Raw genomic sequence first — 24126 nt, 5'->3', positions numbered from 1 at the left:
TCTTGTGAAACGACAAACTTCGAAGAGAACCCCTGCATTTACGCGGAAGGGCTCCCCTAGCGTTCCATGTCATCGGCAACGATTTGAATATCAATCCCGCGGACATGACGCATGATTTCATTGATGATTGATCCGCGCCGAATTTCCTGCCAACGGGTCCGTGCGGATTGACCGAGGACGATTTGAGTGATGCGATGATGCTTGGCAGCTGCCGTGATCGCTTGGGCGATCGAGCGCTCGCCTTGGATTCGGATTAGAACTTCTGCTCCGAACAAGGAACCACTCTCGCGTACCATCGCAAGCACTTCTTTTTGTTTCGCATTCAATTGATTTTCTGCTGCCGGTAAAATCGTTAGGACATACAGTTCTGCCTTCAATCGACTTGCCATGCGAAAGCCGCGATAGATCAACTTCCGCGCGTTGTCGTTGAGCTGGATACAGACGAGAATTCGTTCTTGTAGCGACGCCGGATCTTTTTCGATCAGCAAACGTGATTGATAGACTTGATCGTCGACTTCGTCCGCGACCTGACGCAGCGATAGCTCACGTAAGCTCGCAAGATTCTGAAGCGAGAAGAACGAATTCAAGCTCTGTTCAATCTTTTCTTTTTTGTAGATCTTTCCTTGCTCGAGTCGTTCCCGTAACGTCTGTGGTGTGACATCGACGAGTAGAATCTCATCGGCTTCCCCGAGAAACGGATCCGGGATGCGTTCCCGCACTTCGACACCCGTCACTTCCTTGACTTTAAAGAGCAAGCTTTCGAAATGCTGGATGTTGACGGCCGAATAGACATTAATTCCTGCTTCAAGAAGTGCTGCGACATCTTGATAGCGTTTCTTTCGTACCGATCCTGGCGCATTCGTATGCGCCAGTTCATCGATCAGTACGATATCCGGGCGACGGGCAATGATCGCGTCCACGTTCACCTCGGGGAATGTCTTGTCCTTGTAGACGACTTCAAGTAGCGGGACTTGTTCGAGTTGCCCGACCATCTCCGCCGTCTCTTTTCGACCGTGTGTCTCAATCAGACCGATGACGACATCCTTACCCTCAAGCGTCAATGTTCGTGCATCGGCAAGCATCTTATACGTCTTTCCGACACCAGGAGCTGAGCCGATGTACAGCTTCAGCTTTCCTCGTGTCATGATTTACTCCGATCAAGGGCTAAGTTCAAGCGCAGGACGTTGACGTAATCATGTGTTCCTGCTTCCTTCGTGATCAACTTCCGTACTTCTTCACGCGACAGGTCGCGCGCGGTTGCGATACGCTTCGCCTGAACCAAAGCATAATCGACTGAGATGTGCGGATCGAAGCCAGAACCGGATGTCACGAGGGCATCGTCCGGAAGCGAAGCGCCGTCCACTTGGTTCTGTTTCTGTAATTCCGCCATCTTCGTGCCAAGCTCCGGGTTCGACGCTGCTAGGTTATCCCCAGCAGACGCTCCCGCTAATTGATCGACCGCTGATGGACGTCCGTGAAAATACTGTTTCGACGTGAACGGCTGGGCAATCAATTCCGATCCGATGAATTTTCCGTTTTCTTGTACTAAAGAACCTTCAGCTTTATCCGGTACGAGTAGTTGACCGAACAGGGTCAATAAAGCGGGAAAGACGATCCCGCATAACGCCGTGACGAAGACCGTCACACGAATGGCTTGTTTCATGATTCGTTTTCTCCTTAGAGGATGCTTGCAAGCAAGACATCGATGATTTTAATCCCAATGAATGGAACGACGACACCGCCAAGACCGTAGATCAGTAAGTTACGACCGAGTAATTGATCCGCCGTCATCGGTTTGTAGGTAACCCCTCGCATCGCAAGCGGAATCAACATCGGAATGATGATCGCATTGAAGATCAAGGCAGACAAGATCGCGCTCGTCGGGGAATCAAGACGCATGATATTGAGTACTTCCATCTGCGGGATTGCGACCATGAACATTGCCGGGATGATCGCAAAATATTTCGCGACATCGTTTGCGATCGAGAACGTCGTCAAGGCACCCCGTGTCATCAAGAGCTGTTTCCCGATTTCGACGACTTCGATGATCTTCGTCGGGTTCGAATCAAGATCGATCATGTTCGCCGCTTCTTTTGCGGCTTGTGTCCCACTGTTCATCGCGAGTCCGACATCGGCTTGAGCGAGTGCCGGTGCATCATTCGTTCCGTCTCCTGTCATTGCGACGAGGTGACCAGCTGCTTGTTCCTGCTGGATGACACGAATTTTATCTTCCGGCTTACATTCCGCGACGAAATCATCAACGCCTGCTTCGCGGGCGATCGTTGCTGCCGTCAACGGGTTGTCACCCGTACACATGACCGTCTTGATCCCCATCTCACGCAACCGATCGAATCGTTCACGCATGCCCGGTTTCACCGTATCCTTCAAATAGATGACGCCAAGGATCGTTGCGTCGATCGCTACGACGAGTGGTGTGCCACCAAGACGAGAAACTGCATCTACTTTCTCTTGCAAATCATTCGGAATGGTTCCACCTTGTTCCTTGACCCATTCTTGAATCGCTTGCCCCGCCCCTTTCCGTACACGGCGACCATCTCTTAAGTCGAGTCCGGACATCCGTGTCTCTGCGCGGAACGGTACGATCTCTGCTCCATCTAACCAGTGTTGTTCCACCGGCATCGCGCGAAGTTCAGCGAGTTCAAGAACGGAACGTCCTTCTGGTGTCTCATCAGCGAGTGAGGCGAGGATTGCCCCCTCAAACGCCTGCTCAGCAGTGCGTCCACCGACTGGCGTGATCTCCGACGCCATCCGGTTACCGAACGTGATCGTCCCTGTTTTGTCCAGGATGATCGTCTGGATATCGCCTGCTGCTTCGACCGCCTTCCCGCTCATCGCGATGACGTTGAAGCGGGTAACACGGTCCATTCCGGCGATTCCGATTGCTGACAGTAAGCCACCGATCGTCGTCGGGATCAAACAGACGAGTAAGGCGATCAAGATCGGACCTGATAGATCAAATCCAAGGTAGTTCGTAAAGACCGGTAATGTCATGACGACAAGTAAGAAAATCAATGTCAAGCTCGTCAAGAGCGTTGATAACGCGAGTTCGTTCGGTGTCTTTTGACGACTTGCGCCTTCGACGAGGGCAATCATCTGATCGAGGAATGATTCACCCGGATTACTTGTGATCCGGACTTCGATCTCGTCACTGACGACGAGCGTTCCACCGATGACCGAGGAGAAGTCACCGCCCGCTTCCTTGATGACGGGTGCGGATTCACCCGTGATCGCCGATTCATCGATCGAAGCAAGTCCTTTGATGATTTCACCGTCACCCGGTACATACTCCCCTGCTCGGACGAAGACTATATCGCCCTTACGAAGGGTCGCGGACGAAACGCTTTGAATCAGTTGCCCGACACGTTTACGTGCCATGACATCCGCTTTTGACGCTTTCAGTGAGTCCGCTTGTGCTTTCCCGCGTCCTTCCGCGATCGATTCCGCGAAGTTCGCGAACAAGACCGTCAGGAAGAGGATGATACTGACCGTCAAGTTAAAGCCACGCATCTCATCAATGAAGATCGTATAGCCGATTGCGAGCAAGCAGCCGATCCAGACGACGAACATGATTGGTTGTTTGACCATATTGACGGGATTTAACTTTTTAAAGGCATCGATCGTCGCTTGACGCGCGATCGAGCCACTGATTGCTGATTTGGATTGGTGTTCCGGCTCCCCGTTCGGTTGGTGTTCCTCGGGCGTCGGATGCATGATTCGTTCCATCATATGCTTTTATCTCCTGTTCACATCGTCAGCCAATCCGCGACTGGTCCAAGTACGAGCACTGGCAAGAATGTCAATGCACCGACGAGTACGACCGTACCGAGGAAGACTGTTCCGAAGAGTGGTGTGTCTGTTTTAAACGAAAATTCATCTTGTGGAACCGATTGCTTCGCTTTAAGCGAACCCACGATTGCAAGCATCAAGATCAATGGGATGTAGCGTCCGAAGAACAACGCGAATGATGTCGAGACGTTCCAGTAGACATTTGCGTCGCCGAGTCCTTCAAAACCGGAACCATTATTTGCTGTCGCTGAAGTAAACTCGTACAAGACTTGCGATAGACCGTGATAGCCTGGATTCGAGATGCCAGCGACACCTGGTGCAACGTACATCGAGATCGCCGTTCCGACGAGAATCAGGAAGGGCGGTACGAGTAGCGCAATCGCAATCATCTTCACTTCGAACGTCTCGATTTTCTTCCCGAGGAACGTCGGTGTCCGACCGATCAAGAGACCTGTCAAGAAGACCGCGACGAAGGCATAAAGCAAGACGTTCAAGAATCCTGCACCTGCTCCACCGTAAACGACATTGAGCATCATATTACCGAGCTGGATCAATCCAGCAAGTGGATGCAGTGAGTCGTGCATCGCGTTGACCGCACCGGTTTCAGCTGCCGTCGTGATCGAACTGTAGAGCGCCGTTCCGATTTGACCAAATCGTAATTCCTGACCATGTGCCGTTGGATTCGAAAGTAAGCTCCCTGCCATTCCGACCGTCATCATGATGAAAAGAAGCGTCATGACACCAAGGAATAGTCGACCTTGTTTCGCTGAACCGATGATTTTTCCGTAAGCGATCGGAAGTGACATCGGAATCAGTAGCATCAAGAACATCTGGATGAAGTTGACGAACTGGTTCGGGTTTTCAAACGGATGCGCTCCGTTGGCACCAAAGAAACCGCCACCGTTGTTACCAAGCTGTTTGATGACTTCAAAAGCAGCGACCGGTCCGCGGTAAATCAACTGCTTCGCTCCTTCGAGCGTCGTGACGCTGACTGCTCCTCCGAATGTCTGCGGTACACCGAGTACGATCATCGCTAAACCGAAGACGAACGAAATCGGTAAGAGAATTCGGAAGATGAAGCGGAAGAAGTCGGCATAGAAGTTACCGAGTGATTTATTCGCAAGTCCACGGATGACAGCGATACAGACCGTGAATGCCATCGTTGGAGCGACGAATAACATCGTTCCGAGGACGAACGTTTGCGAGAGATATGAGAGTGCCTCGCCTGAATAGTGTTGTTGATCGGTGTTCGTCATAAAGCTGATCGTCGTATGGAGCGCCGTCGACCAGTCGAGATTCACAGCATCGTTCGGATTCAGGGGTAGACTACCTTGGAAGCGAAGTAACAAATATCCACCGATGAAAAATAATAGGTTAACGAGCAAGAGGCTCTTCGAATAGCCGACCCACGATTGATCGTGTTTCTTTTCATCGACACCGAGTAATAACAACAGTCGTCGTTCGACCTTACCAATTTTATCGACCCGGCGCTCTGCGACAGGTGCGAAGTATACTCCGATGTAGCGACCAAGTAAGACCGCCGCACAAAGTGCGATGACGAGTAGGATCCAAAATTGGATCATGAATTGAGTCCACATGTTTTTCTTTTCTCCCTATGCGATTAGAATTTTTCTGGATACATCAGACAATAACCGAGATACAAGAAGACGAGGCAGCCCGTCGCTAGTAAAAACCATGTCATTTGCGGTCACCTGCTCTCCACTGGACGCGTTCGATCAGATGAATCATCCCGAACGTCGTGCCGAAGAAGAAGGCAAGTAGTAAAATACTCCACAGCTCTCCCATTATGAAATTACCTCCATATTATTCAATATTTTTACAATTAAACACGACAAAAAGACGATGTGAGGCGAAAAACGGCCCCAGCATCGCCTTTATACCTTGGCATACTGAAAAAGAGTCGTTCCCTCCTAAAAACGCCTGCGAGGTTAGCTGTCGGATTCGGGCATACCTAGGATTTCGCCCTACCTTTCCCGTTCGGAAAGGATTCACCCCGTGTCACGTGTCGTGACGGTTGGGTCCCCCGCTTCAATCATGAATTCGGCGTACTTTGAGATCGAAGCATTAACATGTTAGTGTTCGTTGATGAGATGGATATTACTCCGATTTTTTAAGGTTGTAAATAGAAAAGTTGAAAAAAAAATAGTCTGATTTTTTAATGACTTACTTTTGAAAAATAGTGTTTTTCGTCCCTATGCTATAGAAGAAAAAAAACCGCAGAAATCGATTCCTTCATCTAAAATGGAGGAGCTCCATTTTAGCGAGAATCGTTCCGCGGTTTCATGAACAAACAATGATTATGATTGCTGATTCATTTTGGCATGGACCGTCAAAGGAGCTAGCATCGTCACCCATAGGGCAACCACTCCAGAAACAAGAATCACAATATCGCGTTCGAATCCAAGCGTCAGTAAGGTAATACAACTTCCGACGAGGACGAGACAAAGCGTCGCGATCATGACGAACCGCGATTGTTTCAACATTTTTCTCATGTGGCATCTCTCCTTTCCTTCCATATTCCTTTTCATCGTAACAAAGATTCGTCGAAAAAGCGTCGCTGACACCCGATTGTGATGTTTCTGTCATCTCGCAAGTAGCGATAGAAGACGACGGGAAAACGGATTTGTTACACTGGAGAAGTACTTAAAAAGGGGGAATCGATATGTTACAAGATCATTCATTTCAACGCGTCGACGGAACATCGGCATCCTTAAGTGACTACCCAGCTCAAGCATGGCTGATCGTCAATACAGCCAGCAAATGTGGCTTGACGCCACAGTTCGAAGGACTCGAGCAATTGCATCAAGATTACCGTTCACAAGGATTGACCGTACTTGGTTTCCCATGTAATCAGTTCGCGAACCAAGATCCGGGAACGGACGAGGAGATTCAGTCTTTCTGCCAAGTCAACTACGGCGTGACGTTCCCCGTCTTTTCAAAAATCGATGTCAACGGTGAGCAAGCACATCCGTTATTCGAAGAACTGAAAGCACAAGCACCAACGACGGACGGTGCAACAGACATCGAGTGGAATTTCACGAAATTCCTCGTGACCCGTGATGGAGAAGTGACGCGGTTCTCTCCAAAAACGAATCCAACTGATTTGACGGCAGCGATCGAACGATTGCTCGTTCAAGTCTAAAAAATAAGCTTCCCTCCTTCTATCTTGAAGGAACGGAAGCTTATTTTCATGTTGTCCCCGGCTCGAGATGACGACTGATCATCTCTTCCGCCAATCGTTTGACGTCATCGATATCGCGCATTTCCGTGAACGGATGCCCCCAGACGATCAGCTCTTCGATTTCTTCAATCGGTTGCGTCGTATAGCGTGTACCATTGGCAACGAACTCTTGCGCAATTGTGGATTCAAAGGCAGCATATTTTAGGAGCCACGGCTTTTCACTTAAGATCTTTTGCGCATGTTTCGCTTGCTTGAACGAAACATCGCCGACGAGGACGACCGGATCGAATCGTTCGTGGAGCGGATGCGTATATTGAACAGAGATCAGCAATCCATGTTGATTCGTTTTTTCTTGTTGCCGGACATACGTCCGTGTTAAAAAGTGCGGCACGAGTGACTCCGCACTCTCCTTTGTTTGATGGATGCTCAGACCATGCTCCGTTTGGACGACTTCCGGGAGAACCGGTTCGTATCCACGGTTTGCTAATTGTTGATCGAGCTCTTTGAACAACAGCAGAGTATGTTCGACCAGTGCTCGGACTTGGCGAAACGATAATTGAATCGATTGATTGATCATACGATGACCTACCTTCTCTAAAAGTATGGCAATATACAGTTATTTACCCAAACTTTTCCGACTTCATCCCTGTTCCCGTGAAAGTTCTTTTAGCCAGATCGAGGCCTGCTCTTTTAAGCGAGCAAACGTCTGCTCTTTGTCTAAAGTAACGGGTCGGTTGACATGAATCGATCGACAATCCAGCGCACCGGGTATCTTTTCTTCGACGATACCAGCAAGAATAAGACATGGAACTTGAGCAACTCCAGCAGATCGCACGATTTCTCCTGTTATTTTCCCTAATTGACTTTGGTGATCGACTTTCCCTTCACCAGTCCAGACATAATCTGCTTTCCGTAATCGTTCTTCGAATCCTATATACGTGAGGATGGACTGGGCACCGGATACGATCGTTCCCCCGACAGCATGAATCGCACCACCCAGTCCACCTGCGGCTCCTGCACCTTGAATATTTTCTAGCTTAAGAATCGTTTCCATTTCTTTCAATCGTTGATCTAAATATTCAATCTCATTTCGTCGCAACCCTTTTTGGGGTCCAAATAGATATGCTGGACCGTCTTGACCAGAGTAATGGGAACGAACATCGACCAATGCCTCCAACGAAAATGAAGCGTCTATACATGTCAGCCGTTGCGTCTCGACTAGCGGATTCGTGTGAAACCGAATCGGACGATCTTCCGCATCTCGTAAAGAACATCCCATTTCATGTAAAAAACCAAGCCCGCCATCTGTCGTTCCTGTTCCTCCAAGAGCGACTCGAATCTTTGTCATGCCTTTTCGGCGTAACGTCTGGACGAGATGACCGACTCCTTTCGTGTGTAACAAAAATGGATCGTCTGTTTCATGTCTCATCGATAGTCCGCATATCTGTGCGACTTCAATGACGGCTTCCTGTTCATGTTGCGCATACATCACTTCACAAGGGCGTCCGGCTAAATCCACCGTCCACTCCGTCCGTATCTCATAGCCACCTGCCGCATACACAGCTAGTGTTCCTTCTCCTCCATCAGCAACAGGCGATTGATCGATGATCGCGGATGGATCCTGTTGAAGAATACCTGCAGCGACCGCCTCTGCCGCTTCTTTCGAAGCGAGGCTTCCTTTGAACGTGTCCATTAAAATCAAATGACGCATTCTTCACACCTTCTTTATAAGTTAATCCGACTTTTTCTGTAACCACTTACATTTACTTTTATGGTATGTTATTGTGTGTCGAAAATACCATTTACTTCTTTTTACATCTTAGGAGGTTTTGTTATGAATGTATCACATCTGTTTTTGAGAATGGCACGGTCCGGTAAAACGATCTTACCGAAACGCTCTTCTTCTAAAGAACGGAAGACTAGCAAACAGCAGATCTCTCTTATGTCAGATGAACATGCTTTATCCTTATCGGGTCATCTGACCGATCCGGATTTAGTCGTCGAGTCCCTTTGTATTTATGACCGGAATCAGCTCCTCGTCACGGAGCTCGTGAATCATCAAGCACGTTCAACCTTTTTCCGATTCGAATTCAATCCATCCCATATTCACCTTCTGATCGACCACCTCATTCAGCATCAAGACACTCACCTAGAACAAGAAGATTTTTTAGAAGAATCAGCTCTTACACCTGAGACGTTACTGCCTCATGGTCGATTTTCCCTATATCTCAAATATCGTAAACCGCTTGCGGCCATTCCACCGGAAACACTTGAGAAGTGGCAAGAGAGCGGTCTTCCTTCGCGATCGACCATTACTAATGAGTCATATGTACGAGAAATTACATTAGGTCGTTTCTTACGTACTACTATTCCTTCACCACTCTCGCCTCTTTTTGATGAAGCGAAGCAACATCGCGTCTTTTTATACACAGACTTGAAAGGAAACATCCGATTATTGCTCAACAAGGAACCCGTCATTAAGTCACGGCTTCAGATTGATCGGATCGATAAAAAACACTCTCACGAAACACATATCGAAGGGAAACTTTTTTCACGTCATTCTTTTTTAAAGAAAGGACAGCTCATCCTCGTCCATCGTGAAACCGGAGATCGGATCGCACTGCCTGTTGATTGGTTCTATGATCAAGAGGCAAGTCAACGTCGGTTTGGTCTATATCGCTATACGTATCGCACACAGATTGATTGGTCCGCCTTACAATCGGAACGTCTTCTCCATGAAGGCATCTACGATAGCTTCATGGAACTGACCTACTACCATCGTCTGATCCCTCGCCTCGTCCGACTCGGAAGAGCTCGTTACATCACACGTCATCTCACAACGGAACTCACTGGGCGCAACGCGACACATACGATGCATGTCACACCTTATTTCACTGTCGGTCATCGGAATCTCTCGTTTGAATTAAGTGCGTTCACGAACGAAAATTATCGTTACCTTGAGCATATGATGACGTTTGCCCCTCTCTATCGTCTCTTTGCTGACCGAAAAACATGGTTGATCGGGGAAAGACCTTATAAAGCACAAGATAACGGGTATCACTTTTTCCGGTTCATGCGCGAGCAACATGCAGAACATCCTGCTTACTACGTGATTGATCCAAATTCACCTGAGTATGATAAGGTCGCGATTCTTGGAAATACCTTGCCTTTCCGTTCGAAAGAACATATTTATCATTCGTTCATGGCAAGTAAATTCGTTGGAACCCATCATGCCGACTATCTTTATCCCCTTCGCTCACCGCGATTCAAGCGAAAAATGAAAGCCGACCGGATCTTCATTCAACATGGAGTACTGGGCGCTAAAAATATGGAGAATCAGTACGGCAAATTCGCATTATCGTTCGATACCGATCTCTTTTTAGTGAGTTCTGAACGGGAACGTCGATTGGTCATGCAGGATATGGGCTATCGTCAAGACGAGATTCGAATTACGGGGCTCTCACGCTTCGACGCCCTCTTGAACGGTGACACGCCCGTCAAACGGCAAATCTTGATCATTCCGACGTGGCGTTCGTGGTTGCAAACACCTATTCAGTTCTTGGAATCGGACTATTTCGCACAGTACTCCGCTCTTTTAGAACACCCGCGCCTCCATGAACTCGCACACGACCATGATTTGGAGATTCTGTTCTGTCTACATCCGAATATGCAACAGTACGCGAGCCATTTCGAGCGTTTCCCAGTGACCGTCATCTATCAAGGCGAACGGGATGTCCAAAGTTTGTTGAAGGAGAGTCTCTTACTCATTACAGACTACTCGAGCGTCGCCTTTGATTTTAGTTTCTTAGGACGACCGGTTCACTATTTCCAATTCGATGCTCGCAGATTCATCGGTCCGGTCGGTTCGCACCTTGATTTAGCGAAAGAGTTACCCGGTCCCATCTCGACTACAGTCGATGATTTAATCGCTGACCTCGAAGCGACGGCCTCACGTGATTTTGCGATGCTTCCGTCTTACAAGGAGCGGGCTGCGGTCTTCTTAAAACCAACAGAACAGTCTTATTCCGAAGATATCTACCAAACGATTCTTGATTACAAACAGCAGCGCCATGTTTGGGAAACGATACAAACAAAAGAAGCATCACTCGTGTTATTCCGACTTTTCCGTCGGAGTCGCTTCTATTTTCCGATCATGAAAATCAGCTATCGCTTGATGAAAAAATTACCGGTACAAGAAAATAAAATCGTGTTCGAGAGCGGGCTCGGTAAACAGTACGGTGATAGTCCCCGTTATATCTATGAAGAATTGCGTCGCCTCGGTAGCACCCATCAAGTCGTCTGGGTACACAATAAACGACTCTATCTCGGGGATGATCATGTTAACGTCATCAAACGTCTGTCACCTCGCTACTTTTATCATTTAGCGACGGCCAAGTACTGGGTGAACAATCAAAACTTCCCTCATTACATGACCCGACGTAAAGAAACGACCTATATTCAAACATGGCACGGCACACCACTGAAAAAGATGTTATTCGATTTAGAGGAAATTCATGGTCGAGACGCCGGTTATGTCGACCGTGTCACTCGCTCGATCCAACAATGGAGCGTGCTTCTCTCGCCGAGTAGTTATGCGACAGCGATTTTTAAAAGTGCTTTCCAGTATGAAGGAACAATCCTTGAATCCGGCTATCCACGTAATGACTTATTTTTTGCAGATGCTACGAAAAAAGTCGACGACTTGCGTGCACAACTGAACATTTCGCCGGATAAAAAAGTCATCTTATATGCTCCTACGTTCCGGGATCATCATGCATTAGGAAACGGAAAATTTTTCTTTGATTACCCGTTCGAATTCAGTCGTGTCGCTGAAGCACTAGGGGATGACTATGTATTCCTCATTCGGACCCATGTACTCGTGACGAAAAAACCGAAAATTCCAAGTGAGTATCGAGAACAGTTCCTCGATGTCACCAACTATCCCGACATCCAAGAACTCTATTTATTAACTGATTTATTGATCACTGACTATTCATCCGTCTTTTTTGATTTCGCCAATCTGAATCGTCCGGTCCTGTTCTACGCTTATGACCTAGAGCTCTATCGCGATACGTTGCGCGGTTTCTACTTGGACTATCAAAAGGACTTACCTGGTCCGATCATTGAAGAGGAACTGTCCTTTTACGAGGCGCTGGCGACGATTCCGTCTTGGTCGAAGGATTATCAAATAAAGCTCGATCATTTTCGGGAAACGTTCTGTGCGAAAGAGGATGGGCTTGCCGCTAATCGCGTAGTACGCACCTACTTCTTGGATGATGCTCCACTCGAAGCGTCCGAGACAGCGGAAGGAATCTTCGTAACGGATCCGTTGAAAAGTACGTAAATGAAACAGTAAAGAACTCATCCATTATCAAGCTGGATGAGTTCTTTTTCATGCTTTGATTACGTTTTCAATTAATGATAAGATGGAAATGATTTCAATAAATAAGATACCGACAAGAAATTGAATTTCATACACTTAGGAGGACTTGTCTTATGGAACGTTGTTCACTTTGCGGAACACCTCTAGGCTACGAGGATGACGCGTGCTCCTATTGCCAGCATCCCGTCATCGCACGGAAGCGTCCTGAAACGGAACCGACTTCATCTGCATTTCGTCCTGTTCTACTATGCATAATCATTTTTTTCGTCTTAATGACCTCGAGTTTATTTTGGTATATGACGAAAGATGCCTCTTCTTCAGAGGTCGTACCTTCTCCAGTCCAGACATGGAGTCTCTCGGAATGGTCAGATGAACAGGTTGCCTATAATCAAACCTATTCGAAAAATAAACCGCCTACATCGTATGATGTATTACGTTTCGTCCGTCAGTATACAGGAACCGTCCCTGAACTCATCACCTTTTCAACACGTTATGATTCGATCGAGACATTCTCTTCGATTCAATATATGTCTTCTCGCGCATTCAAATCTGAACTTCAGGCACTGACCGCTCTACGCCAAAAAGCAACTTCTGCTGCACCACCCCGCATTCACACAGTTGAATTCCAGGATTTTTCATCCGATGGTTCCATCTATGAACTTCGTACGCTAGAAACGTATCAAACGACACAAGGAAACGAGCCTTCATTTGTCACCTATCGCGTGCAGTATCGTATTCAACTGCATACGGATCATCTCCAAATCACGCACACTACACGAACTGAGGTGAAAACATGAGATATACATGGATGCTTCTTTTCTGTTTGATTTTATCAGGTTGTAAAGAGACACCCTCTAACGTTCAAAGGGAAATGGAGAACGATGCCTACACTCAAGTCGTCGAGCGCGCGACAACTGAGCAGGATAGTCAAGCGGCTCAAACGATGGTGAAGTTGGAGCAACAGTTCGCTAGCTATCATTTCAAAGAAGTAATCCGAACTGCCCGTACGATTGAACAGTCTGATTTAGCGCCGGATCACCCGATTCGTGAACGGGCTCAGTTGATTGAACAAACCGCTCAAGAGAAAATCAAGCAAGTCCGGCAGTTTGAAGGAACGTATGAAGTGGAGCGAAGTACTTTCGAAAATGAACCGTTTGAAGGGAGCGGTCGTATCCACGTTTCGTTTGATTCACGAAATACCTTTGTCGCATCCCTTCAATTCGATCACTTCGGAACAGCTGGATCTTTTCGAAACGATACAGAGGTCATTCGATTCGAGCCTGACCTTTCAGCTCGCCTTTTCTTTTCAGAAGGAAGTGTGACCTATCGATTCGTTCGTTCCTCGCTTCGTCTGACCTTCGAAGGACCAGGCGGAAAAAAGACGTATCAGCTTTATGAGGTGACGTGATGGTAGAAGACCCATTCCTCGATTCCATCTATAGAAAAGCCGTACTCTTCTTGATTCCAGAGTACGGCTTTCGTTCATCTCATCACATGTTGATAGATGTGATGACAGAGTTCATGAGTTTCTAAACTATCTGAAGCCGTGACGGACGCAGACGGATCACCCGCTATCGTTTTCAAGAATGCATCAATCAAGGCAATGAATCCTCTTCGACTCAATGTCGATTCCCAGTTATCTAGCGGATAGACAAGCGTTCCTTCACTCGTTTGTCGTTCGTGCATCGTCACGTCTGTAGCGATCCGCTTTTCATGCGGTCCCATCACTTCTACCCGCTCTTCCGTGACACCATTGTTCCGGTTCATCACTCCGATGGCAGTAATTCCATTTGATTCGAATTGAATCGTAACGTGATGCAACCCACTCGTATCCTGCTTACTCCGGATATGCAGGTTTTCGATTTTTCCACGTCCCGTCAAATAGCGCAGCGTATCCGCAACATGGATGAAATCATCAAACAAAAAAGGTTGCGCGCCCTCAACAGAAGGCGTTCGATTTTTTTGCATGATGATCATATTCGGGGATTCAACTTCTAACAGGCGACGATGTGCGGACGCGAATCGTCGATTGAATCCTGTAATGAACGGGACCTTCTTTTCCTCTGCCAATTGAACCAGCTCCCGAATTTCCTCGATGTTCATCGAAATCGGCTTATCGACGAATACAGGCACCCCTGCTTCAAGTGCTTGCTTCGCTTGTGTTGCATGCGCTTTTGTTGCGGAATGAATCATGACAGCATCCATTCCCTCTGACAACGCCGCTTCTAAAGTCGGAAACGTACCTGAAAAACGATACATCGATTGCCATTTTTTCGCTTTTTTCTCTTCGCGCGAAATCAAATGAATGTCCACGTCTTCTCTTGCGGCATATACAGGTAAGTATGCTTTTTGTGCGATATCTCCGATACCTACTACGGCTAATTTCATCTACTATCTCCTCCATTCATCTGCTCCATTATTCCCTTTTCATCACTATTATATTCGGATGCATCAATTTTTTTGAAAACAAGTGAATTTCCTTTTTTTGTTTTATGATGAATCTATATTTTCAAAAAGGAGGGAATGATTTTTTATGAAGCCATTTTTTCGAATGAGTCTGATACTCCTGATCCTGTTTACACTTTTCCTACCAGCTTTACCGGCGCAAGCTGCCAGTTATCAAGTCGTCGTCACATCCAAATCCGGAGGAAATATTCGTTCTAAACCAAGTACGAGTTCCTCTGCAACTATCGTTCGCCTCGCTGCGTATCAATCGAAATTCACAGCAGTATCGTATTCGAACGGTTGGTACAAAATCAAAGATGGCGGCACCTACCGTTATCTGTCCAATCAAGTCGCAAAAAAAGTAACCGATCCGAGTACATATGCTCTCGTCGTCACCTCTAAGTCTGGCGCGAACATTCGCTCCAAACCAAGCACGTCCTCTAGTAAGACGATCGTTCGGCGTGCTGCTTACAAGAGTGTGCTACAAGCAGTCTCCTATTCCAAAGGATGGTATAAGATTAAAGACGGAGGAAAGACACGCTACGTTTCCAATCAAGTCGTCCGAAAGAAAACAGCAGCTAGTAAATACCCGGTTGCCTCTTTACGCTATTTTCAACTCGGTTCTACTTCCTATATTACGACGAAACAAAGTAATGTCCGACGGTATCCGGCAAGTACGACCAAGTTGTTGACTGCCATCGTCGGATACGAAGTAGCCGCTCGAAACGGTACACTGGATCAACCTTTTACGCTCACGTATTCCATGATTTCAGTACCGTATGGTAGCAGTGTGGCGAGTTTACGCTCGGGAGATCGTGTCACGATGCGCCAACTCTTGAATGGCATGTTGATTCGCTCGGGTAATGATGCCGCTAAAGCGATTGCCGTTCGGACCGCGGGTTCTGAATCAAAGTTCGTTTCGTTAATGAATAGTCGTGCTCAAGCACTCGGCATGACAGCAAGTCATTTTTCTAATCCACATGGTTTTCATGAATGGAATCACTATACGACAGCTGCCGATATGCAAAAACTCGCGAACACATACGCGAATTATAGCTACCTGATTACAGTAAGCGGTCGAAAATCATATAAAGCAAGCATCAAAGGACCTTACGCTCGGACGTTAAAGTGGTATCACACGGATAAAACCTTACCTAAGGAACCTCGTATTTATGCGAGTAAAACGGGATATACTCCTGAAGCGAACAATACGCGCGTCTTTTTCCTTAAAAAGGGGAATGTCCGTTATGGATTGGTCACACTCAAAGGTACTCCCACTCAAACGGAAACGACACTCCGCTCTGTCTTAAAACAATAATTGCTCAATCAACAACCTGATTCCCTTTCCGGGAGTCAGGTTGTTTTTCATTTTGTCTCTAAAATTATGCTTGCGCTGAAAACGAATTCATCTTAGAGTTAAGTTTAGAATCAGACGTCTGACGTCTTAATGAAGGAGAGTTTTACGTGGGAAATGTCAGTTTGTTATTTGGGGGCGTCGCGCTCTTTTTAAATAGTTTGACCTTGTTCGGAAAAGTCGATCTCCGTAGCGCGGGTGTCTTCAGTCTCATCACCGGTTTATTGCAGACGTTCATCGCAACCTATCTCGTCATCGGTGCCGCTGGCGATCCAGCGTTGACGTTCGGATACGCGAGCATCTATCTGTTTGCCTTTACGTACGTTTACGTCGGGATCACGTTCTTGTTTAATCTCGACGGGAGCGGGGTCGGTTGGTTTTCCTTGTTCGTTGCGATTGCCGCCTTGTTTTATGCGTTCGTCAGTTTCACGACGAATGACATCATCGGTGGTGTGACGTGGTTGTTCTGGGCGTTGCTCTGGAGCCTGTTCTTTCTCGGAATGGGAATGAATCGCCCGATTGATGCAATCACTGCCCGTGTCGCCCTCGTCTTGAGCTGGTTGACATTAATCGTACCGGCACTGATCGGGCTTCGATTCGGCTACTTCAGTTCAGCGTATCAATGGTTATGGAGCGGTGCTGCCCTTCTGACTACCGTCTATTTCCTCTATACGATGATGAAATTCTCGATGCTTCGGACGATCCGGTCGTCGTGATACGCTCATCGATTCATCAAAAAAAGATGTCCATTTTCGGTTATGAATCGGAGGTGGACATCTTTTTTTGTTTTATTTGTAGTATACGTCAAACGAAAAGCAAAATAATTTGTTCGCTCGACATCGCTTCCTAGGGAAAAACAAGCAAGAGTGACCCTGCAGTGAAGCGAAGCGGCACGATGCTTGTCCCAGGAAAACGATGCGAGACGAACAAAGCATACGCTCGTTCTTGCCTCATGTCATTCCAATGCTTCCTTTAGTTGAGCTTGAACTTCTTTCAACGACTTATCCGTCGGATGCCAGTAGTAGATTCCGTCCGATTCGATTCCCCCTTTCCCGTCGAGTGATAAGGTCTCGACATTTCGTAAGGCATCCCGGTAATCCGTCGCGACGGTCCGGGCAACGGAAAATGGTACGTTCGTCTTGACGTTTTTCCCGAGTGCGTCGAGGACAGCATTGAAGCGACGAATCGAGAAGTCCTCCGTCATCTTATCGGTGACCGCCTGAACGACTTGCCGTTGACGGATCTGTCGTCCAAAGTCACCGCGTGGATCATCATAGCGCATCCGCGCATAGGCAAGTGCTTCTTTCCCGTTCAGCGACAGTTCCCCTTTTGGAAATTGCATCTCATAATATGAGAAATTGATATCGTTCTCGACGGTGACACCATCGACGGCATTAACGAGATCCGTGAACCCTTCTAAATTGATTTCTGCGAAATAGTCGAGTCGGATATCCAGCAGATGACTAACCGTGTCGAGTGCCATCTGTGGACCACCGAAGGCATACGCATGATTGATCTTATCGTTCGATCCATTGCCGATGATTTCTGTTTTCAAATCACGCGGGATACTGATCATTTGGCTCTTATTCGTCTTCGGATCAATCGTTACGACGATGATCGTATCACTGCGTCCTGTCTCGTTTTTTCGTTGATCGACGCCGAGTAATAAAAAGGAGAGCCCTTTTTTCTGTTCGACGGCTTTCTCTGTCTCGACGCTCGCCTTGACTGGCACTTGGACTTGAACTTCTTTCATCGTCTGGCTCGCTTTATGGTACACATACCCGCCTGAACCGAAGAGAAGGAGCAGGCATATCCCCGTCAGTGTCAACACGATCCATTTCCACTTCTTCATCATCCATTCCCCTTTTCTTCGATCTGAATTCAGGACGGTCTCTGCGCTTCAAGTACGAGCAACGCATTGCGCCAGCTACCGAACAAAGCGGTGATGACGCCGATGCTTGGCGCATCACGTCCGATGCTGAACCGTTGGTAACTTGCGATCGTCAGATGTTCCGTTTCTTTTGCAGCTGCGGCGAGCACGTCGAGTACCTCCTCTTCCCGCCAGCGTTTTCGCGGAAATTCGATGCCGATGATTTCAAGGGCGTTTGACCAAGAGCCGTACCGGCGAGCAATCGTTGCGACGGTCGGACGATTTTGACCAGCCGCCCACTTCGTGTAGGTCTGGCTCGTCAAGACCGGCAAGGCACCTTGCGCTTCAAGTAATGACTCGATGATCCGTTGTTCCATTTCCTGGATGCGTTCCTTTAAGATATCCGCTTCTGACAATGCCTGCTGCCACGAGTTGAATTGATGGACGATATCCGTCAGGCTAGGTGCTTGCTTTTGTTGCGCCCATTCGCGGTACGTCGCGCTCGTGAAAGGATCGAGTTCCTCCCGTGCCTGACGCAAGGCGTCAATGATTTCCGATTTCGTGAACGTCAAGCGGGCTTGTCCGATGCCAGCTCGTTCCAAGGCGATCTGCCACGACCCAAACAGCATCAGGATTTCCGCGACGCTTGGATGAGTGGTGTTCAATTGCCAGCGGAAATAGGTATTGGCCGTCAATTCATTCTTCCCGTTCGCAGCGAGACGGAGTGCGTGGATCGCTTCCTCCATATCGCGCATGACGATGTCCCCTTCCCATATATTCATGACTGGACGTTCCGGCGTACGTTCGTCTGTAAGGTATGACGAACGTTTCGGATGACGACGGCTTGTTCGGTGAACGTCATTTGTGAAGCAGACGGGAGGCAGATTCCGTCTTCAAACAGACGACGGCTGACATCCATCCCTTCTGCTGTGATGAATGGTACGTCGCGATAGACGGGCTGCAAGTGCATCGGTTTCCAGACCGGACGGGACTCGGCATTCACCTGTTGTAGCGTCTGGATCATCGCATCGCGTTGCACTTGACCACCTGGTAAGAGAAAAGCACTGAGCCAACGGTTGGCGAATGTTCCGGTCTGCTCGACTTGCGACGTGACGCCGCCCGGTGCAAAGGCACGTTCATAACGATCAAAGATCTTCCGCCGCGCATCGACGCGTTGATCGATGACTTCGAGTTGACCGCGTCCGATCCCAGCAGCGACGTTGCTCATCCGGTAGTTGTAGCCGACTTCCGTATGCTCGTAATGGAGTACCGGTTGTCTCGCCTGTGTCCCGAGATAGAAGGCACGTTCGATCAAGGCTGGATCATTTGCGACGAGCATTCCACCACCTGACGTCGTGATGATCTTGTTGCCGTTGAAGGAGTAGATCCCGAACGTCCCGAATGTCCCCGTCATCCGCCCGTTGACGCGTGTTCCAAGTGACTCTGCCGCGTCTTCGATCAACGGAACATCGTACTCTTCACAGAGCGCAGCGATCTCCTCGATTTGTGCCGCGACTCCGTATAGATGAACGACGATGACGGCTTTCGGAAGTTTTCCTCGCGTTGCCGCCTGGATCAACGCGCGTCGGAGTGCGACGGGTGACATGTTCCATGTCTCCTCTTCCGAATCGATCAGGACGGGACGAGCACCGACGTAACGAATCGGATTCGTCGAAGCGATGAACGTCAAGGACTGACAGAAGACGTCATCCCCCGTCGTGACACCAAGCGTCGCGAGTGCCAAGTGAATGGCTGCCGTACCACTGCTCGTCGCAAGCATTGCGCGAGCTCCCGTGTAGGCTTGCATCTCTCGTTCGAAGGCGTCGACGTTCGGTCCAAGCGGTGCGACCCAGTTCGTCTCGAGTGCTTCCGTGACGTAACGTGCTTCTTGACCACTTAAGTGCGGGATGGAGAGCGGGATGTGTTTCATGATGTTTCCTCCCTTCGAGGTGACAGCTGACGGAGCGGCGTCCGGTAGATCGGGAACCACTGTCCTGTCTCGATTTCCGGATGTTGTTGTTTGATTTGTCGCGCGAGCCGGTCATAAATCGTCGGATCAAGAATCGATGTCCCGAGTCCAAAAAATGTTCGATTCGCTTCACCAAAGGATCGTTTGTAGGCGAGTAAGCTATCTGCATCGGATCGTGTCGTTCCGCCACCGAGATGTAACGCTTGAAGACCAGCTTGTTTTGCCCAGCGAATCATCTCCGCGAATAATAGATGATTCGGGCGAAGCGACAAGTAGGCAGGATCTGAAGCACCGAGATGATAATGTGCGAACTGGCGACCCGTCAGGACGATGCACCCAGCGATGATCCGCCCCGCTTGTTCGGCAAGCAACAGGACATTTTTGATCCGTCCTTCAGCGAAGTGATCGAAGTAGGTCTGATCAAAGTAATACCGCGCATCGGCTTGATGTTTATCCATCGTCATCTGATAGAGACGGGCGAAGTCGCAGTACTCTTCCGGACGTCCGAGGCGAATCGTGACGCCTTCGCGGCGTGCTTTCCGGATGTTACGTCGCGTCATTTGCGAGAATCCACCTTCGATTGTCTCGAACGGATCCGTCAGCTCAAGTGTCACCGTCGGCTGCAAGATATCCGTTTGATGGCACCAGTGTTGACCGAGTTCCTGATTGTGTAGCAAAGGGTGGAAACGAACCGTCTCGGTGACGATTCCGGTTTCACGACAGTACTGTTCGAATCGCGCGCGGGCTTCGCGAATCTGATCAAGTGACCAGATACCCATGAAATAAGGACCACCATAGCCGTACGGCGTCGTGATGTCCTCAAAGCGTGTGCCTGGAATCGGTCGCCGCAAGTACGGATAGATCAACGTCCCAAACTCCGTCGGATAATAAAATAATTCAGGAATCTCATCGGGCCCCTTCGCAAGTTCGAAGTAAGCATGTTCGTAATAACAATCGAGTTGATAGGTCGCGACGAGTGCGTCCCATTCGTGTGGATCCCGAATCAATCGTTCATCGCTTAGCGACATCATGGGGAACACCTCCGTCGAGACCCTTGAACTCACCCATGCCGGTCTGGTGAGCCGTCGAGTTCCCTTCTGACGAGATGACCATTTTGAACGTCTTGAATAGGATGTAGAGATCCAGTCGGAATGTATGATTGGCTGCATACCATTGATCTTGCTCGAGGCGTTGCTGCCACGTCGTTGCGTTACGACCGTGAATCTGTGCCCAGCCTGTCAGACCAGGTAAGACATCGTGTCGTGCCATCTGCTCCTTCGTATAATGGTTCAGATAGCTGACGAGTAACGGACGCGGTCCGACGAAACTCATCTGTCCGCGGAGGATGTTTAAGAACTGCGGGATCTCATCAAGGCTCAAGCGACGAATCCACTCGAGCGATGCCGGAATCCGGTCCGCATCCGGAAGGAGTTTCCCTTCGGCATCCGTTTCATTCGTCATTGTGCGGAACTTATAGATCTTGAACAATTCTCCCTTATAACCAGGGCGGACTTGATTGAAGAAGATCGGTCGTCCAAGCTTCGTGTAGATGACTAAGGCGACGACGGCGTAGACAGGAATCAAGATGAGGATGGCGATCAGACTAACCGTGAAGTCGAATGTGCGTTTCATGATGACGTCCTCCTTTTACATAGCTGAAAAAAGATCAAGTTGTCGTTTGATGACGTCGGCTTCGTTGAAATGTTTCATGGCACGGTCAAATCCATTCCGTCCCATCTCGTTGGCACGGTCAGGATGTTCGACGAGGGTATTCATCCGTTTGGCGAGCTTCGCGATGTCGTGGACTTCAACGAGATACCCCGTTTTCCCCTCGACGACCTCTTCGCGGCAGCCGCGGATGTTTGTTGCAATGACGGGCTTTGCGCTCGCCATCGCTTCGATGATCGAACGTGGGACGCCTTCGCGATGCGATGGTAAGACGAAGGCATCGACTTGTTGAAACAAGCTCGGTACGTCTTCGACGAACCCAAGGTAATCGACATTCGGAATCTCGCGAATCCGTCGTAAGAATAAGTGTTTCGTCGTCTGATCCCGCTCGCTTGCCATCATCTCACCAGCGATGACGAGACGGGCTTCTGGGTGGCGATAGACGACGTCCTCGAACGCATCGAGCAGTTCGAGAATCCCCTTTTCTTCGACGATCCGACCGATGAAGAGGAACGTAAACGGCGCTCCGGCTTCACGTGGTCGTGGGTAGAAGCGGGTCAAGTCAATCCCATTTCCAAGGTGCATCAGGCGGGTATTCGCCTTAAAGCGTTTGCGCTGAGCGAGTTGATAATCTTCTTCGCTTTGGAGGAGAAGGTAATCGGTCGCGAAACGAGCTAGCCACTTTTCAACGGAATACGTCAGCTGGTACGTCACCCGCCCCATCTTCTCGTGGAAGTAAAAGCCGTGTGCCGTGTAGACGATATGCTTCGTTCCGGCCCGTTTTGCGGCGACGCGTCCGAGGGCGGCAGCGACTGGTGTGTGGACATGGACGGCGTCGTAGCCGTCCTCCTTCAAGATTCGTGTGATTTCTTGGATCGTCCGCCAGTTACTCGTCCAGTCGATCCGGCGCTCGATCGGGATGTCGTGCATCCGGAATCCCTTTGCAGCCAGTTTCACCGAGGCACCGGTGTCGGCACAAGCAATGCCGACGTCGTGCCCGGCGTTTTGTAAAGCGAGTAAGAGCGGCTGTAACATCGTCTCTGCCGTCGTATCAAGGGCACAGACCTGAAGAATTTTTAAAGGCGCCATACGTGGACCCCCTCTGGCTGTTCTGACCGTGGCAACATGCCTTTGATGTCGACGACGATTCCGCGTCCGACCTTCAGTAAGTGTTGCGCTAGATTCCAACCGCCTTCGACGTATTCTTCGTGTGAGACGGCGAAGATGACGACGTCGGCTGGTTTGAGTTCGCTCATCTCGAGCAAGTCGATGCCGTACTCGCGTTTCGCCTCACTCTTTTCGACGAGTCGATCTGTCACTTGGACGTCAATGCCGAACTCTTCGATTTCGCGGACGAGGTTCGCGACTTTCGAGTTCCGGATATCGCTGACGTTCTCCTTGAATGATAAGCCGAGGATCGTGACACGAGCACCGAGGACCGGCATGTTCTGTTTAATCAGATTCTTGACGAGCGCTGTTGCGATGAAGCGTCCCATCGTATCGTTGATCCGACGTCCGGCGAGGATGACTTCCGGGTGATAGCCGAGCGACTCGGCTTTCATCGTTAGATAGAATGGATCGACACCGATACAGTGACCACCGACGAGACCCGGGCGGAACGGAAGGAAGTTCCATTTCGTACCGGCTGCTTCGAGGACTTCGAGCGTATCAATGTCCATCCGGTCGAAAATGATTGCCAGTTCGTTCATCAAGGCGATGTTGAGGTCGCGCTGTGTGTTTTCGATGATTTTTGCGGCTTCTGCAACCTTAATCGACGAAGCCCGGTGGACACCGGCTTCGACGACCGCTTCGTAAACTTCCGCGACGATATCGAGTGTCTGTTCATCCTGAGCCGAGACGATTTTTTTGATCGTCTTGAACGTGTGCTCGTGGTCACCCGGATTGATCCGCTCCGGTGAGTAGCCGACGAAGAAGTCGACACCAGCGCGTAAGCCGGATGCTTCTTCAAGGACCGGGATACAATCTTCTTCCGTCGCTCCTGGGTAGACCGTCGACTCATAGACGACGATATCGCCTTTATTGAGCTGGCGACCAACGAGGTGTGAGGCGCGTAAGAGCGGCGTCAAGTCTGGTTGATTCTGCGCATTGATCGGTGTCGGAACGGCGATGATGATGAAGTCACTCGCTTGCAGTGCTGATGGATCCGAGACGTAGTCGACGGTTGCGTTCTTCAACGTGAACGGACTCAGTTCGAGTGTCGCGTCGATCCCTTCTTGCAGTTCTTGAACGCGTTGTTCCTTGATGTCAAAGCCGACAACGGCTGTTTTTTCGCCGAAGGCGACAGCGACGGGAAGACCGACGTATCCGAGTCCAACGACGGCAATCGAACGGTTGGCAATGGGAAGTGAACCAGTTTGGGCTGCTGTCGTATCTACGATGTGTTTGACTGCCTTGTTCATGGTGGGTT

The 24126-nt window shown here is 49.1% G+C and carries 22 protein-coding genes and 1 riboswitch; of the genes, 6 read left to right on the top strand and 16 right to left on the bottom strand.

The window, feature by feature from the left end:
• Nucleotides 1-56: 56 nt before the first annotated feature.
• The 6 genes from EXG77_RS02630 to EXG77_RS02605 all read right to left on the bottom strand — a co-directional run bounded on the left by EXG77_RS02630 (nt 57) and on the right by EXG77_RS02605 (nt 6320).
• Nucleotides 57-1145 (bottom strand): universal stress protein, encoded by a 1089-nt coding sequence (locus EXG77_RS02630; RefSeq protein ID WP_023469374.1) that lies wholly within the window; start codon nt 1143-1145, stop codon nt 57-59.
• The gene (kdpC, locus tag EXG77_RS02625) at nt 1142-1663 is read right to left on the bottom strand and encodes a K(+)-transporting ATPase subunit C (protein ID WP_023469375.1); all 522 of its coding nucleotides are present in this window, start codon (nt 1661-1663) and stop codon (nt 1142-1144) included. Before kdpC ends, EXG77_RS02630 begins: the two co-directional genes overlap by 4 nt.
• A 14-nt stretch (nt 1664-1677) precedes the next feature.
• Nucleotides 1678-3744, bottom strand: coding sequence for a potassium-transporting ATPase subunit KdpB (gene kdpB, locus EXG77_RS02620; protein ID WP_370448376.1), 2067 nt, complete (start codon nt 3742-3744; stop codon nt 1678-1680).
• Between the two features lie 20 nt (nt 3745-3764).
• Nucleotides 3765-5405 carry a potassium-transporting ATPase subunit KdpA gene (kdpA, locus tag EXG77_RS02615; RefSeq protein ID WP_035396098.1) on the bottom strand — a complete coding sequence of 547 codons (1641 nt, stop codon included), beginning with the start codon at nt 5403-5405 and terminating at the stop codon, nt 3765-3767.
• Between the two features lie 23 nt (nt 5406-5428).
• Entirely contained in the window at nt 5429-5509 is an 81-nt protein-coding gene (locus tag EXG77_RS16655; RefSeq protein WP_071908832.1) for a potassium-transporting ATPase subunit F, read from the bottom strand.
• Nucleotides 5510-5730: 221 nt separating this feature from the next.
• Nucleotides 5731-5884, bottom strand: a riboswitch (cyclic di-AMP (ydaO/yuaA leader).
• Between the two features lie 241 nt (nt 5885-6125).
• Nucleotides 6126-6320 carry a hypothetical protein gene (locus tag EXG77_RS02605; RefSeq protein ID WP_023469379.1) on the bottom strand — a complete coding sequence of 65 codons (195 nt, stop codon included), beginning with the start codon at nt 6318-6320 and terminating at the stop codon, nt 6126-6128.
• A 170-nt stretch (nt 6321-6490) separates the two neighbouring features.
• Between EXG77_RS02605 and EXG77_RS02600 the strand changes: the two genes are divergently transcribed.
• A complete protein-coding gene (locus tag EXG77_RS02600; protein WP_023469380.1) occupies nt 6491-6970 on the top strand; it encodes a glutathione peroxidase in 480 nt (159 codons plus the stop codon).
• 46 nt (nt 6971-7016) lie between these two features.
• On the opposite strand, the gene EXG77_RS02595 is transcribed toward EXG77_RS02600, so the two are convergent.
• The gene (locus EXG77_RS02595) at nt 7017-7586 is read right to left on the bottom strand and encodes a hypothetical protein (protein ID WP_035396096.1); all 570 of its coding nucleotides are present in this window, start codon (nt 7584-7586) and stop codon (nt 7017-7019) included.
• A 63-nt stretch (nt 7587-7649) separates the two neighbouring features.
• Nucleotides 7650-8720, bottom strand: a complete 1071-nt coding sequence (locus EXG77_RS02590) for a glycerate kinase (protein ID WP_035396094.1) — start codon at nt 8718-8720, stop codon at nt 7650-7652.
• Nucleotides 8721-8843: 123 nt separating this feature from the next.
• Between EXG77_RS02590 and EXG77_RS02585 the strand changes: the two genes are divergently transcribed.
• The 3 genes from EXG77_RS02585 to EXG77_RS02575 all read left to right on the top strand — a co-directional run bounded on the left by EXG77_RS02585 (nt 8844) and on the right by EXG77_RS02575 (nt 13800).
• Nucleotides 8844-12353: a CDP-glycerol glycerophosphotransferase family protein gene (locus EXG77_RS02585; protein WP_035396093.1), complete on the top strand. Its 3510-nt coding sequence runs from the start codon at nt 8844-8846 to the stop codon at nt 12351-12353.
• 152 nt (nt 12354-12505) lie between these two features.
• Nucleotides 12506-13189, top strand: a complete 684-nt coding sequence (locus EXG77_RS02580) for a hypothetical protein (protein ID WP_035396091.1) — start codon at nt 12506-12508, stop codon at nt 13187-13189.
• 74 nt (nt 13190-13263) lie between these two features.
• Nucleotides 13264-13800 (top strand): hypothetical protein, encoded by a 537-nt coding sequence (locus tag EXG77_RS02575; protein ID WP_035396089.1) that lies wholly within the window; start codon nt 13264-13266, stop codon nt 13798-13800.
• Nucleotides 13801-13874: 74 nt separating this feature from the next.
• On the opposite strand, the gene EXG77_RS02570 is transcribed toward EXG77_RS02575, so the two are convergent.
• On the bottom strand, nt 13875-14780 hold the full coding sequence (locus tag EXG77_RS02570; RefSeq protein ID WP_035396088.1) for a Gfo/Idh/MocA family protein: 906 nt from the start codon (nt 14778-14780) through the stop codon (nt 13875-13877).
• Between the two features lie 163 nt (nt 14781-14943).
• Here EXG77_RS02570 and EXG77_RS02565 point away from each other — a divergent pair, with 163 nt between their 5' ends.
• On the top strand, nt 14944-16155 hold the full coding sequence (locus EXG77_RS02565; RefSeq protein WP_238987911.1) for an SH3 domain-containing protein: 1212 nt from the start codon (nt 14944-14946) through the stop codon (nt 16153-16155).
• A 146-nt stretch (nt 16156-16301) separates the two neighbouring features.
• Complete coding sequence (locus tag EXG77_RS02560) at nt 16302-16907, top strand: AmiS/UreI family transporter (RefSeq protein WP_035396083.1); 606 nt, start codon at nt 16302-16304, stop codon at nt 16905-16907.
• Between the two features lie 239 nt (nt 16908-17146).
• Here the strand turns inward: EXG77_RS02560 and EXG77_RS02555 are convergent, their stop codons facing one another.
• Genes EXG77_RS02555 through EXG77_RS02525 form a run of 7 tightly spaced genes read right to left on the bottom strand, consistent with a single transcriptional unit; the run spans nt 17147 to nt 24118 of the window.
• Nucleotides 17147-18043: an LCP family protein gene (locus tag EXG77_RS02555; RefSeq protein WP_023469389.1), complete on the bottom strand. Its 897-nt coding sequence runs from the start codon at nt 18041-18043 to the stop codon at nt 17147-17149.
• A 29-nt stretch (nt 18044-18072) separates the two neighbouring features.
• Nucleotides 18073-18843, bottom strand: a complete 771-nt coding sequence (locus tag EXG77_RS02550) for a hypothetical protein (protein WP_023469390.1) — start codon at nt 18841-18843, stop codon at nt 18073-18075.
• Entirely contained in the window at nt 18840-19991 is a 1152-nt protein-coding gene (locus tag EXG77_RS02545) for an aminotransferase class I/II-fold pyridoxal phosphate-dependent enzyme (protein WP_035396078.1), read from the bottom strand. Before EXG77_RS02545 ends, EXG77_RS02550 begins: the two co-directional genes overlap by 4 nt.
• Nucleotides 19988-21061 (bottom strand): GNAT family N-acetyltransferase, encoded by a 1074-nt coding sequence (locus EXG77_RS02540; RefSeq protein ID WP_035396075.1) that lies wholly within the window; start codon nt 21059-21061, stop codon nt 19988-19990. Before EXG77_RS02540 ends, EXG77_RS02545 begins: the two co-directional genes overlap by 4 nt.
• Nucleotides 21042-21662, bottom strand: coding sequence for a sugar transferase (locus EXG77_RS02535; protein ID WP_035396072.1), 621 nt, complete (start codon nt 21660-21662; stop codon nt 21042-21044). Before EXG77_RS02535 ends, EXG77_RS02540 begins: the two co-directional genes overlap by 20 nt.
• Before the next feature lie 15 nt (nt 21663-21677).
• Complete coding sequence (locus EXG77_RS02530; protein WP_035396069.1) at nt 21678-22787, bottom strand: glycosyltransferase family 4 protein; 1110 nt, start codon at nt 22785-22787, stop codon at nt 21678-21680.
• The gene (locus EXG77_RS02525; RefSeq protein WP_023469395.1) at nt 22775-24118 is read right to left on the bottom strand and encodes a nucleotide sugar dehydrogenase; all 1344 of its coding nucleotides are present in this window, start codon (nt 24116-24118) and stop codon (nt 22775-22777) included. The genes EXG77_RS02530 and EXG77_RS02525 overlap by 13 nt, the downstream gene beginning before the upstream one ends.
• Nucleotides 24119-24126: the final 8 nt, after the last annotated feature.

This window comes from Exiguobacterium sp. OS-77, assembly GCF_000414195.2.
In the GTDB taxonomy this organism is placed as follows: domain Bacteria; phylum Bacillota; class Bacilli; order Exiguobacteriales; family Exiguobacteriaceae; genus Exiguobacterium_A; species Exiguobacterium_A indicum.
This window is presented reverse-complemented; position numbering and strand designations above follow the sequence as displayed.

Excerpts from the sequence above, each read along its gene's own strand:
- EXG77_RS02630 (WP_023469374.1), bottom strand. The coding sequence starts at position 1,145 with ATGACACGAGGAAAGCTGAAGCTGTACATCGGCTCAGCTCCTGGTGTC.
- kdpC (WP_023469375.1), bottom strand. The coding sequence starts at position 1,663 with ATGAAACAAGCCATTCGTGTGACGGTCTTCGTCACGGCGTTATGCGGG.
- kdpB (WP_370448376.1), bottom strand. The coding sequence starts at position 3,744 with ATGGAACGAATCATGCATCCGACGCCCGAGGAACACCAACCGAACGGG.
- kdpA (WP_035396098.1), bottom strand. The coding sequence starts at position 5,405 with ATGTGGACTCAATTCATGATCCAATTTTGGATCCTACTCGTCATCGCA.
- EXG77_RS16655 (WP_071908832.1), bottom strand. The coding sequence starts at position 5,509 with ATGACATGGTTTTTACTAGCGACGGGCTGCCTCGTCTTCTTGTATCTC.
- EXG77_RS02605 (WP_023469379.1), bottom strand. The coding sequence starts at position 6,320 with ATGAGAAAAATGTTGAAACAATCGCGGTTCGTCATGATCGCGACGCTT.
- EXG77_RS02600 (WP_023469380.1), top strand. The coding sequence starts at position 6,491 with ATGTTACAAGATCATTCATTTCAACGCGTCGACGGAACATCGGCATCC.
- EXG77_RS02595 (WP_035396096.1), bottom strand. The coding sequence starts at position 7,586 with ATGATCAATCAATCGATTCAATTATCGTTTCGCCAAGTCCGAGCACTG.
- EXG77_RS02590 (WP_035396094.1), bottom strand. The coding sequence starts at position 8,720 with ATGCGTCATTTGATTTTAATGGACACGTTCAAAGGAAGCCTCGCTTCG.
- EXG77_RS02585 (WP_035396093.1), top strand. The coding sequence starts at position 8,844 with ATGAATGTATCACATCTGTTTTTGAGAATGGCACGGTCCGGTAAAACG.
- EXG77_RS02580 (WP_035396091.1), top strand. The coding sequence starts at position 12,506 with ATGGAACGTTGTTCACTTTGCGGAACACCTCTAGGCTACGAGGATGAC.
- EXG77_RS02575 (WP_035396089.1), top strand. The coding sequence starts at position 13,264 with ATGGAGAACGATGCCTACACTCAAGTCGTCGAGCGCGCGACAACTGAG.
- EXG77_RS02570 (WP_035396088.1), bottom strand. The coding sequence starts at position 14,780 with ATGAAATTAGCCGTAGTAGGTATCGGAGATATCGCACAAAAAGCATAC.
- EXG77_RS02565 (WP_238987911.1), top strand. The coding sequence starts at position 14,944 with ATGAGTCTGATACTCCTGATCCTGTTTACACTTTTCCTACCAGCTTTA.
- EXG77_RS02555 (WP_023469389.1), bottom strand. The coding sequence starts at position 18,043 with ATGAAGAAGTGGAAATGGATCGTGTTGACACTGACGGGGATATGCCTG.
- EXG77_RS02550 (WP_023469390.1), bottom strand. The coding sequence starts at position 18,843 with ATGAATATATGGGAAGGGGACATCGTCATGCGCGATATGGAGGAAGCG.
- EXG77_RS02545 (WP_035396078.1), bottom strand. The coding sequence starts at position 19,991 with ATGAAACACATCCCGCTCTCCATCCCGCACTTAAGTGGTCAAGAAGCA.
- EXG77_RS02540 (WP_035396075.1), bottom strand. The coding sequence starts at position 21,061 with ATGATGTCGCTAAGCGATGAACGATTGATTCGGGATCCACACGAATGG.
- EXG77_RS02535 (WP_035396072.1), bottom strand. The coding sequence starts at position 21,662 with ATGAAACGCACATTCGACTTCACGGTTAGTCTGATCGCCATCCTCATC.
- EXG77_RS02530 (WP_035396069.1), bottom strand. The coding sequence starts at position 22,787 with ATGGCGCCTTTAAAAATTCTTCAGGTCTGTGCCCTTGATACGACGGCA.
- EXG77_RS02525 (WP_023469395.1), bottom strand. The coding sequence starts at position 24,118 with ATGAACAAGGCAGTCAAACACATCGTAGATACGACAGCAGCCCAAACT.